Source organism: Pseudomonas sp. LF020 (genome assembly GCF_053456425.1).
Genome location: NZ_JBRFIX010000007.1, coordinates 260,985 through 274,008, shown reverse-complemented (window position 1 = coordinate 274,008; position 13,024 = coordinate 260,985). Strand labels below are relative to the sequence as shown.

The following is a 13,024-nucleotide window of genomic DNA, read 5'->3' as shown; positions in this document are numbered from 1 at the left end:
TGCCGATTTCACGCCGCTGCCACAGGTTTGATCAGCGATTGCAGAACGCCGGGCACAAAAAAACCGGAGCCAAGGCTCCGGTTTTTCAGGTCAGTGGGTCCTCATTCCCGCTGCATACATCGCCAGTTTCAGCACACTCGCCACCACCGCGAGCGATACCACACTGCCGAACCAGATCAGCAACAACCAGCCCAGACGCTTGTACCAGCGGGAGGATTTGACCTCACGCGATTCAATGGTAGCCATCGCCAATCCTCACTTTGCCGCGGAATACGTAGTAGCTCCAGAAGGTGTACATCAGGATCACCGGCAGGATGAACAGAGCGCCGATCAAGGCGAACAACTGGCTCGACGGCGGTGATGCCGCCGCCCACAGGCTCACCGATGGCGGGATGATGTTCGGCCAGATGCTCAGCGCCAGACCGATGTAACCGAGCAGCATCAGCACCAGAGTGAACACGAACGGCCAGTGGGTATGACGCTGACGCAAGGTGCGCAGCAGCCCGAACAACGCCAGCAGCGCCAGCGCCACCAACCCGGCGAATACCATCAGGTGTCCGCTGGTCGACCAGCGAGTGGCCAGCTCCGGGTGCAACTTCAGCGTCCACGCACCAATCACCACCACCATCGCCGTCAGCAACCACGCCAACGGCCGGGTGAACAGACGCATCCGCGACTCGAGCATGCCTTCGGTCTTGACCAGCAGCCAGGTGCTGCCCAGCAGCGCATACGCCACCACCAGACCGACGCCGCACACCAGCGGGAACGGCGCCAGCCAGTCCAGGCCGCCACCGGCAAACTGCCGATTCACCACGGGAATGCCCGATACGTACGCGCCGATCGCCACACCTTGGGAGAACGTCGCCAGCAGCGAACCACCGATAAACGCCTTGTCCCACCAGTGACGCTTTTGCGGCGACGACTTGAAGCGAAACTCGAACGCCACACCTCGGAAAATCAGCCCGCAGAGCATCAGGATCAGCGGCAGGTACAGCGCCTCCAGAATCACCCCGTAGGCCAGTGGAAACGCGCCATACAGCGCCGCGCCACCAAGCACCAGCCAGGTTTCGTTGCCGTCCCACACCGGGGCGACGGTGTTCATCATCACGTCGCGCTCCTGCTCATCGGGGATCAGCGGAAACAGGATGCCCAGGCCCAGATCGAAGCCGTCCATGATCACGTACATCATCACTCCGAAGGCGATGATCACACCCCAGATCAACGAGAGATCGATACCTTGAATACCCATGACTCAATGCTCCTTCATCGGGGCGGTCGCCGCCGAAATGGGCCGCCGCGGGGTCTGCAACTGATCGCCCTCCGGCGGATGTTCGTGATGCGGCTGCGGGCCCTTGCGCACCAGTTTCATCATGTAGCCGATGCCCACGGTGAACACCGAGCAGTAGATCACCACGAACAGCAGCAGCGAGGTGCTCATCTGCGCCACCGAGTGGTGCGACGCGGCGTCATGGGTGCGCATCAGGCCGTAAACCACCCACGGCTGGCGCCCGACTTCGGTGGTGATCCAGCCGGCCAGCAACGCGATCAACCCGCTCGGCCCCATCAGCAACACCAGACGCTGGAAGCCGCGATGCTGATAGAGCCTGCCGCCACGGCGCAGCGCCAGACCGAGCACACCGACGAGGATCATCAACATGCCCAGCCCGGCCATCACGCGGAAACTCCAGAAGATGATGGTCGAGTTCGGCCGGTCTTCTTTCGGGAAGCTCTTGAGCGCCGGGATCTGCTTGTCGAGGCTGTGGGTCAGGATCAGGCTGCCGAGGTACGGGATTTCCAGCGCGTATTTGGTCTTCTCCGCCTGCATGTCGGGGATGCCGAACAGCACCAGCGGTGTCGGGCCGTTGTCGGCGTTTTCCCAGTGGCCCTCGATGGCGGCGATTTTTGCCGGTTGATGCTCCAGGGTGTTCAAGCCATGGGCGTCACCGACCACCGCCTGAATCGGCGCCACGATCAGCGCCATCCACAACGCCATGGAAAACATCCTGCGCACCGGCGCGGTATTGTTGCCGCGCAGCAAATGCCAGGCCGCCGACGAACCAACGAAGAAGGCCGTGGCGACGAACGCGGCGATCGCCATGTGCGCCAGACGGAACGGGAACGACGGGTTGAACACAATCGCCAGCCAGTCCAGCGGCATCACCCGCCCGTCGACGATTTCGAAGCCCTGCGGGGTCTGCATCCAGCTGTTGGAGGCGAGAATCCAGAACGTCGAGATCAACGTGCCGATGGCGACCATCACCGTGGCAAAGAAGTGCAGGCCACGGCCGACGCGGTTCCAGCCGAACAGCATGACCCCGAGGAAACCGGCTTCAAGGAAGAACGCCGTCAGCACCTCATAGGTCAGCAACGGCCCGGTGATGCTCCCGGCGAAGTCGGAAAAGCCGCTCCAGTTGGTGCCGAACTGGTACGCCATGACCAGCCCCGAGACCACGCCCATGCCGAAGTTGACGGCAAAGATCTTCGACCAGAAGTGGTAGAGATCGCGGTAAGTGTCGTCACGGGTTTTCAGCCACAGGCCTTCGAGTACCGCGAGGAAACTCGCCAGGCCGATGGTGATCGCCGGGAAGATAATGTGGAACGAAACCGTGAACGCGAATTGAATTCGCGCCAGGTCCAGTGCCTCAATGTTGAGCATGATGATGTCCTCATCCAGGCTGAAAAGCGGCAGCACGTCGCCGCGCCAACGCCAGGCGCGAACGCCTGCAGCCAGTCAAATTGCCAGTATTTTTATAAGTAGCGGGTCAGGCCAGCGACGACGGGATCAGGTTGCTGACCTTGGCCGCTTCGAGGCGAATCGCGACGAATTTCGAGGTCGGCGTGTAGGTCCGGTCGCCGTAGCTTTCCAGCGGCACCAGCGGGTTGGTTTCCGGGTAGTACGCCGCCGCCTGACCGGGCGGAATGTCGTAGGCGATCAGGGTGAAACCGCTGACCCGACGCTCGCGCTCGTCATCCCACAGCGCCACCAGATCGACCTTCTGCCCCGGTTCGAAACCGAGTCGCTGGATATCCTGTTCGTTGGCGAAGATCACGTCGCGCATGCCGTAGACCCCGCGATAACGGTCGTCGAGGCCGTACAGCGTGGTGTTGTACTGATCGTGGGAACGCATGGTCTGCAGGATCAGATCCGGCTTGACCGGCAGGTTGCGCACGCCTTCGCTGATCAGGTGTTCCGGCAGCACGCACGGGGTGAACTGGGCCTTGCCGGACTCGGTGTTCCAGACCCGATCCGAGGCGTCGTTGCCGAGGTGGAAGCCGCCCGGGGTCAGCAGTTTTTCGTTGAAGTTCTCGAAGCCCGGAATCACGTCGGCGATCAGGTTGCGGATGCGTCCGTAATCGCCCACCGCCCACTCCCAGTCGATTGGATGCTTGCCCAGGGTCGCGGCGGCAATCCCGGCAATGATCGCCGGCTCGGACTTCAAGTGCGCCGACTTCGGTTTCAACTGACCGAACGACAAATGCACCATGCTGAAGGTGTCTTCCACGGTCACGCCTTGCGGGCCTTCGGCCTGGATGTCGATGTCGGTGCGACCGAGGCACGGCAGGATCAATGCGTCGCGACCGGTGACCAGATGGCTGCGGTTGAGCTTGGTCGAGATGTGCACGGTCAGGTCGAGTTTGCGCATCGCTTCGTGGGTGCGCGGGGTGTCCGGCGTGGCTTGGGCGAAATTGCCGCCCAGACCGATAAACACCTTGGCCTCGCCCCGCTCCATCGCGCCAATCGCCATCACGGTGTTGTGGCCGTGCATGCGCGGCACTTTGAAGTTGAAGCGTTTTTCCAGGGCGTCCATCAGCTCCTTCGGCGCCAGTTCGTTGATGCCCATGGTGCGGTCGCCCTGCACGTTGCTGTGACCGCGCACCGGCGACAGGCCGGCGCCCGGACGGCCAACGTTGCCGCGCAACAGTTGCAGGTTGATGACTTCCTGCAGGGTCGGCACCGAGTGCACGTGTTGGGTCAGGCCCATGGCCCAGCACATGATCACGCTTTTGGCGCGGCCATACATGCGCGCGGCCAGTTCGATGTCGTGCAACGGCACACCGGACTGTTCGAGAATGTGCTCCCAGGTCGTGGCGTCAACTTCTGCCAGATAGCTGTCCAGACCCGAAGTGTGCTCGGCGATAAACGCATGGTCGAACACCGGTTCGCCGCCGCTGACCTGGGCTTCACGCTCCCACTGCAGAAGGAATTTGACCATGCCGCGAATCATCGCCATGTCGCCACCCAGCGCCGGGCGGAAGTACGCGGTGTTGGTCGCTTCCCAGCCGTTGCTGAGCATCTCGATCGGGTTCTGCGGGTTCTGGAAACGTTCCAGGCCACGCTCTTTCAGCGGGTTGATGCACACCACTTGTGCCCCGCGTTTCACCGCTTCACGCAGCGGTTCGAGCATCCGTGGGTGGTTGGTACCGGGGTTCTGGCCGATGACGAAAATCGCGTCGGCGTGGTGCAGATCCTCGTAGACCACGGTGCCTTTACCGACGCCGAGCGTCTCGCCCATGCTCACCGCACTGGCTTCGTGGCACATGTTCGAACAGTCCGGGAAGTTGTTGGTGCCGTAGGCGCGGACGAACAACTGATAGAGAAACGCCGCTTCGTTGCTGGCCCGGCCCGAGGTATAGAACTCGGCCTCGTGCGGCGATTTCAGGCCCTTGAGGTGTTCGGCGATCAGCGCGAACGCGTCTTCCCAGCTGATTTCCACGTAGCGATCAATACGCGCGTCGTAACGCATCGGGTGGGTCAAACGGCCCTGATATTCCAGCCAGTAGTCGCTCTGTTCGGCCAGGCTCGATACCGTGTACTTGTTGAAGAACGCCGGGTCGACCAAGCGCCCGGTGGCCTCCCAGTTCACCGCTTTGGCGCCGTTCTCGCAAAACTTGAGCATGCTCGCACCGGGCGCTTCACCCCACGCACAGCCCGGGCAGTCGAAACCGCCGTTCTGGTTGGTCTTGAGCATGGCGCGGATGTTTTTCAGGGCGTTTTCACTGCCCAGCCAGCTTTTGGTCAGGCTGATCACAGCCCCCCAACCGGCAGCGGCACCCTTGTAAGGTTTGTAACGGTCGACTTGTGACATGGGACATCTCCATGACGATGCACACAGGCATGAACCTGATCTTGGTTAAACAGCGACGGCCGACTTTGCACAGCAATAAAGTGGTCGTTTCAGTTGCCGGAGCAAGGATATGAACCGTTACAAAACATTGTCTAATCGCTATTTATGACTACATTATCGAAAGCCTCTATCACGAGGAAAAACCCTTTTTTTACGGGGCCTTGCAAAACTAAAGCGGCAACTTTCGAGAAAAAATAATTGATCATCGACGCGCTCAATCAAGCGTTCATAAACAGTGATTGGACGTGACCCGAAGTTGTCCATAATCTGCGGCAACCTGGTCCGTAAATGCGGACTTATCACTCTTGCGAGGCTGTCATGTCAGAGCGTGTCTTGATCGATGGTTACAACCGCCGCGTCGACTATCTGCGCATGTCGGTCACCGACCGCTGCGACTTCCGCTGCGTCTATTGCATGGCCGAGGACATGCAGTTTCTGCCGCGTCAGCAAGTGCTGACCCTGGAGGAGATCTATCAACTGGCGCAGAGCTTCGTGGCGCTGGGCACGCGCAAGATTCGCCTGACCGGTGGCGAGCCGCTGATCCGTCCGGGCGCGGTCAAGTTGTGCGAGCAGATCGCCGCCCTGCCCGGCCTGCGTGAGCTGTGCATGACCACCAATGGCTCACAGTTGGGCAAACTCGCCGCGCCGCTGTTCGACGCCGGGGTCAAGCGCCTGAACATCAGCCTCGACAGCCTCGACCCGGAGCGCTTCCGGCAAATGACCCGCACCGGTGATCTGGCGCAGGTGATCAACGGCATCGATGCGGCGCGCAAGGCCGGTTTCACCCGCACCAAACTCAACGTGGTGGTGATGCAGGGGCGCAACGATCAGGAGATCAACGATCTGGTGAGCTTCGCCATCGACCGCCAGCTCGACGTCTCCTTCATCGAGGAAATGCCCCTGGGGATCATCAGCGAACACAGCCGCGCCGAGTCGTTTTTCTCCAGCGCCCAGGTGCGCGAAAAAATCGCCGAGCGCTACACCCTGATCGATTCCGCCGAATCGACTCAAGGCCCGTCGCGCTACTGGCGGTTGGCCGAGGCGCCGGACATTCGCCTGGGTTTCATCTCGCCGCACAGCCACAATTTCTGCGGCACTTGCAACCGGGTGCGGCTGACTGTCGAAGGGCGCCTGCTACTGTGTCTGGGTAACGAGCATTCGGTGGATCTCAAAGCGGTGCTGCGTGCGCATCCCGGGCAACCGGAACGTCTGGAGAAAGCCATTATCCAAGCCATGAAGCTCAAGCCGTATCGACACAACTTTGAAGTGAACGACGACGTACAAGTGGTTCGCTTCATGAACATGACCGGCGGTTGATCCGCCAATTTCCATGCTTAACCGGGATCGCCCAGCATGATCGTCAGACCCAAGGTCAACCAGTTCGCCATCCTCTTCACCCTCAAGGGATCGATCGCCAAACGCATCGCCCTGCGCACGCTGATGGTCACCCTGCTGGCCTCGGCCATCGTGCTGATTGAAATCCTCCACCCGAGCAACTTCACCAAGGTCAACGCCACGCCGTTCACCCTGCTCGGGCTGTCACTGTCGATCTTCATGAATTTTCGCAACAACGCCTGCTACGACCGCTGGTATGAGGCGCGCAAGGCCTGGGGCGAGGTGATCGTGCACATTCGTTCGGTGATCCGCGAGACCCATGTCATCCGTGAGTCGGTACAACGCAAGCCGTTACTGCTCAACCTCTGCGGGTTTGCTCATGCGCTGAACGCGCGGTTGCGTCGGGAAAGCGAAGCGGCGGCCAGCAGCAAGTGGATCACCCCGCAACACGATGCGCAGGTGCCGGACTACAGCGGAAGGATTCTGCAGCAGATCGGCCAGCAGTGCTCCGACCTGCATCAAAGCGGTGAACTGACTGAGTGGCGCTACATGCTGCTGGCCAATCACCTGACCAGCCTGACTCAGGCGCAAGCGGTGTGCGAGCGGATCAAAAACACCCCGCTGCCCTTCCCCTACACCTTGCTGTTGCACCGCACGATCTACCTGTTCTGCATCCTGCTGCCGTTCGCCATGGCCGAACCGCTGGGCTGGCTGACGCCGTTGTTCACGGCGATTGTCAGCTACACGTTCTTTGGTCTGGACGCGATTGCCGATGAACTGGAAGACCCGTTCGGCCGCGACGAAAACGATTTGGCGACCGACTCGCTGGTACGCACCATCGAGCGCGATATTCTCAGCGAACTGGGTGAGACCGACCTGCCGCCGATGTTGCTGCCGGTGGACTATGTGCTGAGCTGATCACATTTCTCCAAACAACAAAAAAACCTGTGGGAGCTGGCTTGCCAGCGATCGCGCCGGGTCAGCCAACTTCAATGTTGGATGTGCCGGCCTAATCGCTGGCAAGCCAGCTCCCACAGGGATTGCTAGTGTTTATACGTTCTTCTATAAGCATTACAAAAAAGATCGCAGCCTTCGGCAGCTCCTACAGTGGAATGCGTTTCCTGTAGGAGCTGCCGAAGGCTGCGATCTTTTGATCTTCGCTTTAAAACAGTTCGCTGAAGGGTATGAAGCGCAGCGGATCGCCAATGCCGTGGGTTCTGTTTTCCGGCACCTCCACCAGCCCATCGGCCCAGGTTGCACCGAGCAAAACACCGGAACTCTGGTTCGGATACAACACCGCACTGCCCGCCTCCAGCCGCACCCGCAGATACTCCCGACGGCTGCCAGCCTTGTTCCAGGCGAACCCGGCATTCACCGTGAAGCTCAATGGCATGACCTCTTCTACGCCCTGAATACGCAGCAGATACGGCCGTGCCAGCAGGCCGAAGGTCACCAGCGCCGAGGTCGGATTGCCCGGCAGGCCAATCACCGGCACCGTGCCGAAATGGCCCACGGTCAACGGTTTGCCTGGCTTGATCGCCAGCTTCCACAGCAACGGTTTGCCGTCCTCGCGCAGCACCTGCCCGAGGCAATCGGCATCACCGGCGGACACGCCACCGGTGGTCAGGATCAGGTCAGCCGCCACTTGCAGTTGCTCAAGTTTGAGCCGCGTCTGCGCCGGACGATCCGGGAGGATCCCGGCGTCGATCACTTCGCAGCCCAGTTCCTTAAGCCAGTGGCCGAGCAACACGCGGTTGCTGTTGTAGATGCTGCCGGGACGCAGCGGCAGGCCCGGCTCGACCAGTTCGTCACCGGTGGACAGCAGCGCCACCTGCGGGCGCCGTACCACGTGCAGCTGCGCGAGCCCCTGCCCGGCAGCGACCGCCAGTTCGAACGGCCCGAGGCGTTTGCCGGCACGCAGCAGGATGTCGCCGACGCGGTTTTCCTGTCCTTGCGCACGAATGTTCTGCCCCCCCTTCAACGGCTGCAAAAAGCGTACGCGACCGTCCTCCAGCACTTCGACGTTTTCCTGCATCTCGACGCAGGTGGCGCCCGGCGGCAGTGGTGCGCCGGTAAAGATCCGTGCGCAGGTGCCGGGCAATAGCGCGTCCGGCGCCTGGCCGGCGTAGACCTTCTGCGACACCTTCAACGGCTGGCGATGCAGATCGGCCAGGTTCAACGCATAACCGTCCATGGCACTGTTCGGCCACGGCGGCAGGTCGAGTGTCGCCACCAGATCACTGGCCAACACCCGTCCGCGCGCCTCGTCGAGCGGCAACAGTTCGCTGTCGGCCAGACGTTGCTCATTGGCCATGCCGAGCAACTGATCGAGGGCGTCCTCGACCGGCATCAATCCTGCCTTGCTCATCCGCGCGGCCCACAGGCGGCGACTGATTTGAGGTGCGGCACGAAGTTGCACGGGCGATGACGGTTATCCAGTTGCTCGGCGAGGATGCCTTCCCACGCGGTGCGGCAGGCGCCGGTCGAGCCCGGCAGGCAGCACACCAGCGTGCCGTTGGACAGCCCGGCCAGCGCGCGGCTTTGCACGGTCGAGGTGCCGATGTCGAGAATCGAAATGGCGCGGAACAACTCGCCAAACCCGTCGATCTGCTTGTCGAGCAGACAGGCCACCGCTTCCGGCGTGCTGTCGCGCCCGGTGAAGCCGGTGCCGCCGGTGATCAGCACCACCTGAATGCTGTCGTCGGCAATCCACTGCGCGACCTGGGCGCGGATCTTGTACAGGTCATCCTTGAGCAGGTTGCGTTCGCTCAAGGTATGACCGGCCTCCAGCAAGCGGCTGACCAGCAATTGGCCGGACGTGTCGCTCGCGTAATCGCGAGTATCGCTGACGGTCAGTACGGCAATGTTCAGGGGGACAAACAGGGCATCCGCTTTCGCACTCATGGAAATCTCCGACAATAGTTGATCTCATTGCCGGGCAGCCTAAGTGCCACTTATGAGTACTGTCTAATCACTCTGGCCAACCACATTATCGAGCTGCTCTATCGGTGCCGTTGACCTCGGCCGAAGCCTTTGAAACCATGGGCGATAGAGCTGATCGATAGGCTTTTCAATTCTTCCGATTGGACGCAAACACGGTCAGATGAGATCGTCGCACCTCGCGTTTTCCGTGCGCTGCGCGCATCTGCGTCAATACTCCATTCAATTTCTCAACGAGCAGGTGCCTGCGTGGACATCAAACAACTCAAGTTCCTGATCGCACTGGACGAAACCCGACACTTCGGCCAGGCCGCCGCCCGCTGCCACATCACCCAGCCGACCCTGTCGATGCGCCTGCGCAACCTGGAAGATGAGCTGGATCTGGTGCTGGTCAATCGCGGTCAGCGCTTTGAAGGTTTCACTCAGGCCGGCGAACGGGTACTGGCCTGGGCGCGCACGCTGCTGGCCGCGCATGACGGTCTGTTCGCCGAAGCGGCGGCGTGCCGCGGGCAACTGGTCGGTAGCTTGCGCCTGGGTCTGGTGCCGCTGAGCAATTTCAACCCGGTCAATTACATTCAGGGTTTGTCTGGAACCTATCCCGAGCTGAAATTCAGTCTGTCGTCGGGGAGTTCCGACGAGATCATCGCCGGCCTTGGCAACAACCAACTGGACCTGGGCGTGTGCTACCTCGACCACGTCAACCCGAACTATTTCGATTTTTTCGAGATCGGCGAAACCCGCGTCGGGTTGCTCTACGACAACCGTCACTTCCATTTCGAAGGCTCGGAAATGAGCTGGGAAGACGCCGCCGAACTGCCGCTGGGGATGATCACCACCGGCATGCATTACCGCAAATCCATCGACCTCAGCTTCCGCAGTCGCGGGCTCAATCCGCAGCCGATCATGGAAAGTGATTCGACGTATCAGTTGCTGCAGGCGATTCACCAGGGCTTCTGCTGTTCGATCATGCCGCTGGACAGCGGGCTGGAAGAGCCGATCGAACACCTGTCGTTCATGCAATTGCCGGATGCCAGCGTGCTCGCGCCGCTGGGGCTGATCATGCGCAAGACCGAACCGCGTTCGGCGATTGCCGAAAAGTGTTTTGCCGAGGCGCGAAAGATGTTTGGGGTTGAGGCAATTTAAACCAGATACACACCCCTGTAGGAGCTGCCGAAGGCTCGGGCCGCGATCGGACGATCTTTTGATCTTGATCTTAAAAACAAAAATCAAGATCAAAAGATCGTCCGATCGCGGCCCGAGCCTTCGGCAGCTCCTACAGTGGGTTGTGTTGGCTAGGACAGTGGTGATAGATCAGCCCGATCACCGCATCAGAACAAGCGATTGGACGCACTTTTAACTCCCCCGTAGCCTGAACCCACTTCAGCGCTTCGGGACTTTTCAAGATGCTCTGCCACGTCGAAACTACCACCGAACCCAACACCGAACCCAACGCCCCCGCGCCGCAACCGTCACAGGTGGCGTTTCGCGAATACCTGCCGCAGGCCCCGCTCTCGCACGTCGCCCTGGCCGCGGAAATCGCCCTGGCGATCACCTTCAATGGCCTGAGCCAGGCGGTGATGATGGTCTCGCCCGGCAACCTCGAAGACTTCATACGTGGCTTCGCCCTGAGCAACGCGATCATCGACAGCGTCGACGAGATCTACGACATTCGCCTGAGCCATTTCGATCAGGCCTGTCAGGCTGACGTGCAGATTTCCAGCCGCGCGTTCTGGGCGTTGAAAGATCATCGTCGGCAAATGGCCGGCACCAGCGGCTGCGGCATTTGTGGCGTCGAGGCGCTGGAGCAGGCGTTGCCGCAACTGCAGATTCTGCAACCCTGCGCCCTGCCGCCGGCCGCGCATTTCGACGGTATCCGTCAACGCATCGAACAGGCCCAGCAACTGGCGCGCAGCAGCGGCGCCCTGCACGCGGCGCTGTACTTCGATGCCAACGGTGAAGCGCTGCTGTGCCGCGAAGACATCGGCCGGCACAACGCCCTCGACAAGCTGATTGGCGCGATGCAAGTCGCTGACATCGACGCGCGCCAAGGCTTCGTGGTGGTCACCAGCCGCTGCAGCCTGGAGCTGATCCACAAAGCCGTGCGCGCCCGCCTTGGCACCCTCGTCAGCCTGTCCGCCCCCACCGCGTTGACGGTGCGTTGGGCACTCAAGCATCGACTCAATCTGATCCACGTCCCGCACCGCAACGCCCCCCGAATCTACAGCCCGATCCAGGAGCTTTCACCATGAGCAACACCCTCACCCACCTCGACGATCAGGGCCACGCCAACATGGTCGACGTCAGCGACAAAGCCGCGACCCGCCGCGAAGCCACGGCGCAAGCCTGGGTGCAGATGCGCCCGGAAACGCTGCAGATGATCCAGGCCAACGGTCACCCCAAAGGCGACGTTTTCGCCGTGGCGCGCATCGCCGGGATTCAAGCGGCCAAGCGCACCCACGAACTGATCCCGCTGTGTCACGCGCTGCTGCTCAGCTCGATTCACGTTGAACTCAAGGCCTGCGAACCGGACCGCGTGCAGATCACCAGCACCTGTCGCTTGACCGGACAGACCGGCGTAGAACTCGAAGCCCTGACCGCCGCCAGCGTCGCGGCGCTGACCATTTACGACATGTGCAAAGCCGTAGACCGGGCCATGGTCATCGGCGACATCCGCCTGCTCAGCAAACAGGGCGGCCGCTCCGGACACTTCCAATGGGAGGACGCGCAATGATCCTGATCAACTACTTCGCCAGCTACCGTGATCGCCTCAATCTGGGCGGGGAAAAAATCCCCTTGAGCGACAACCTGCGCAGCATCGAGGACGTGCGGCAGATGCTCATGGCTCGCGGCGAGGAATGGCGCGAAGTGCTCGGCGCCGGCAACCTGATGTGCGCGTTGAATCAGGAGCTGTGCCAACCGAGCGCGGCGATCGAAGACTTCGACGAGATCGCGTTTTTCCCACCGGTTACCGGGGGCTGAGCATGACGGTTCGAGTCCAGTACAAAAGCTTCGACGTCGGCCAGTTGACCGCCGACCTGCATGCGCGCAATCCACGGGTCGGCGCGGTGGTGAATTTCATCGGCTATGTGCGCGATCTGAACATTGGCCAGAGCGTGAATGAGCTGTTCCTCGAACACTATCCGGGCATGACCGAAAAAGCCCTCGAACAGATCGCCGAAGAAGCGCGCCAGCGCTGGCCGCTGCTGGGGGTCGAGATTGTGCATCGGGTCGGCGCATTGTCGGTATGCGAGCCGATCGTGTTCGTCGGTGTAAGCAGCAAGCACCGGCACATGGCGTTCGAAGCCTGCGAATTCATCATGGATGTGCTCAAGACCCGCGCGCCGTTCTGGAAGCGCGAGAGCACGGCGCAGGGTTCGCACTGGGTCGAGGCGCGGGAGAGTGACCAGAATGCGGCGCTGCGCTGGAGTCTGGCGCATGCCTGAAGATCAAGAGCCCCTCACCCTAGCCCTCTCCCCGAGGGAGAGGGGACTGATTGGGGGATATTGAAGAAATTCACCGAATTGAAAGATTGGCCCTGAATCCATAATCGACTCGATCTTTCAGGTCGATGGATAACGCCAGACACCTCGGTCGGCCCCTTCACGCGCAGGCGTATGGCTGAA

Annotated in this window: 13 protein-coding genes; 7 read left to right on the top strand and 6 right to left on the bottom strand. The window is 61.1% G+C overall.

Going from position 1 to position 13,024, the window contains the following annotated elements; all coding sequences use genetic code 11:
* Positions 1-90: 90 nt before the first annotated feature.
* From ACU680_RS18470 to ACU680_RS18455, 4 genes are all read right to left on the bottom strand, one after another.
* A complete protein-coding gene (locus tag ACU680_RS18470) occupies positions 91-246 on the bottom strand; it encodes a DUF2474 family protein (RefSeq protein WP_367084984.1) in 156 nt (51 codons plus the stop codon).
* On the bottom strand, positions 233-1,249 hold the full coding sequence (gene cydB / locus ACU680_RS18465) for a cytochrome d ubiquinol oxidase subunit II (RefSeq protein ID WP_367084985.1): 1,017 nt from the start codon (positions 1,247-1,249) through the stop codon (positions 233-235). The genes ACU680_RS18470 and cydB overlap by 14 nt, the downstream gene beginning before the upstream one ends.
* A 3-nt stretch (positions 1,250-1,252) precedes the next feature.
* On the bottom strand, positions 1,253-2,656 hold the full coding sequence (locus tag ACU680_RS18460; RefSeq protein WP_367084986.1) for a cytochrome ubiquinol oxidase subunit I: 1,404 nt from the start codon (positions 2,654-2,656) through the stop codon (positions 1,253-1,255).
* 106 nt (positions 2,657-2,762) lie between these two features.
* A complete protein-coding gene (locus tag ACU680_RS18455) occupies positions 2,763-5,087 on the bottom strand; it encodes an FdhF/YdeP family oxidoreductase (RefSeq protein ID WP_367084987.1) in 2,325 nt (774 codons plus the stop codon).
* Between the two features lie 357 nt (positions 5,088-5,444).
* Here ACU680_RS18455 and moaA point away from each other — a divergent pair, with 357 nt between their 5' ends.
* Both moaA and ACU680_RS18445 read left to right on the top strand, forming a co-directional pair.
* A complete protein-coding gene (moaA, locus tag ACU680_RS18450) occupies positions 5,445-6,443 on the top strand; it encodes a GTP 3',8-cyclase MoaA (RefSeq protein WP_448180202.1) in 999 nt (332 codons plus the stop codon).
* Between the two features lie 36 nt (positions 6,444-6,479).
* Positions 6,480-7,379, top strand: coding sequence for a bestrophin family protein (locus ACU680_RS18445; RefSeq protein ID WP_448180201.1), 900 nt, complete (start codon positions 6,480-6,482; stop codon positions 7,377-7,379).
* Between the two features lie 244 nt (positions 7,380-7,623).
* Here ACU680_RS18445 and ACU680_RS18440 read toward each other — a convergent pair whose 3' ends face one another.
* The gene (locus ACU680_RS18440) at positions 7,624-8,829 is read right to left on the bottom strand and encodes a molybdopterin molybdotransferase MoeA (protein WP_448180200.1); all 1,206 of its coding nucleotides are present in this window, start codon (positions 8,827-8,829) and stop codon (positions 7,624-7,626) included.
* The gene (gene moaB, locus ACU680_RS18435) at positions 8,826-9,365 is read right to left on the bottom strand and encodes a molybdenum cofactor biosynthesis protein B (protein WP_007964888.1); all 540 of its coding nucleotides are present in this window, start codon (positions 9,363-9,365) and stop codon (positions 8,826-8,828) included. Before moaB ends, ACU680_RS18440 begins: the two co-directional genes overlap by 4 nt.
* A 285-nt stretch (positions 9,366-9,650) precedes the next feature.
* Between moaB and ACU680_RS18430 the strand changes: the two genes are divergently transcribed.
* The 5 genes from ACU680_RS18430 to moaE all read left to right on the top strand — a co-directional run bounded on the left by ACU680_RS18430 (position 9,651) and on the right by moaE (position 12,844).
* Positions 9,651-10,544 (top strand): LysR family transcriptional regulator, encoded by an 894-nt coding sequence (locus tag ACU680_RS18430; protein ID WP_007964889.1) that lies wholly within the window; start codon positions 9,651-9,653, stop codon positions 10,542-10,544.
* A 260-nt stretch (positions 10,545-10,804) separates the two neighbouring features.
* On the top strand, positions 10,805-11,650 hold the full coding sequence (gene fdhD / locus ACU680_RS18425) for a formate dehydrogenase accessory sulfurtransferase FdhD (RefSeq protein ID WP_448180199.1): 846 nt from the start codon (positions 10,805-10,807) through the stop codon (positions 11,648-11,650).
* Positions 11,647-12,132: a cyclic pyranopterin monophosphate synthase MoaC gene (moaC, locus tag ACU680_RS18420; protein WP_448180198.1), complete on the top strand. Its 486-nt coding sequence runs from the start codon at positions 11,647-11,649 to the stop codon at positions 12,130-12,132. Before fdhD ends, moaC begins: the two co-directional genes overlap by 4 nt.
* Positions 12,129-12,380, top strand: a complete 252-nt coding sequence (locus ACU680_RS18415; RefSeq protein WP_329698564.1) for a MoaD/ThiS family protein — start codon at positions 12,129-12,131, stop codon at positions 12,378-12,380. The genes moaC and ACU680_RS18415 overlap by 4 nt, the downstream gene beginning before the upstream one ends.
* Before the next feature lie 2 nt (positions 12,381-12,382).
* The gene (gene moaE / locus ACU680_RS18410; RefSeq protein ID WP_448180197.1) at positions 12,383-12,844 is read left to right on the top strand and encodes a molybdopterin synthase catalytic subunit MoaE; all 462 of its coding nucleotides are present in this window, start codon (positions 12,383-12,385) and stop codon (positions 12,842-12,844) included.
* Positions 12,845-13,024: the final 180 nt, after the last annotated feature.

Excerpts from the sequence above, each read along its gene's own strand:
- ACU680_RS18470 (WP_367084984.1), bottom strand. The coding sequence starts at position 246 with ATGGCTACCATTGAATCGCGTGAGGTCAAATCCTCCCGCTGGTACAAG.
- cydB (WP_367084985.1), bottom strand. The coding sequence starts at position 1,249 with ATGGGTATTCAAGGTATCGATCTCTCGTTGATCTGGGGTGTGATCATC.
- ACU680_RS18460 (WP_367084986.1), bottom strand. The coding sequence starts at position 2,656 with ATGCTCAACATTGAGGCACTGGACCTGGCGCGAATTCAATTCGCGTTC.
- ACU680_RS18455 (WP_367084987.1), bottom strand. The coding sequence starts at position 5,087 with ATGTCACAAGTCGACCGTTACAAACCTTACAAGGGTGCCGCTGCCGGT.
- moaA (WP_448180202.1), top strand. The coding sequence starts at position 5,445 with ATGTCAGAGCGTGTCTTGATCGATGGTTACAACCGCCGCGTCGACTAT.
- ACU680_RS18445 (WP_448180201.1), top strand. The coding sequence starts at position 6,480 with ATGATCGTCAGACCCAAGGTCAACCAGTTCGCCATCCTCTTCACCCTC.
- ACU680_RS18440 (WP_448180200.1), bottom strand. The coding sequence starts at position 8,829 with ATGAGCAAGGCAGGATTGATGCCGGTCGAGGACGCCCTCGATCAGTTG.
- moaB (WP_007964888.1), bottom strand. The coding sequence starts at position 9,365 with ATGAGTGCGAAAGCGGATGCCCTGTTTGTCCCCCTGAACATTGCCGTA.
- fdhD (WP_448180199.1), top strand. The coding sequence starts at position 10,805 with ATGCTCTGCCACGTCGAAACTACCACCGAACCCAACACCGAACCCAAC.
- moaC (WP_448180198.1), top strand. The coding sequence starts at position 11,647 with ATGAGCAACACCCTCACCCACCTCGACGATCAGGGCCACGCCAACATG.
- ACU680_RS18415 (WP_329698564.1), top strand. The coding sequence starts at position 12,129 with ATGATCCTGATCAACTACTTCGCCAGCTACCGTGATCGCCTCAATCTG.
- moaE (WP_448180197.1), top strand. The coding sequence starts at position 12,383 with ATGACGGTTCGAGTCCAGTACAAAAGCTTCGACGTCGGCCAGTTGACC.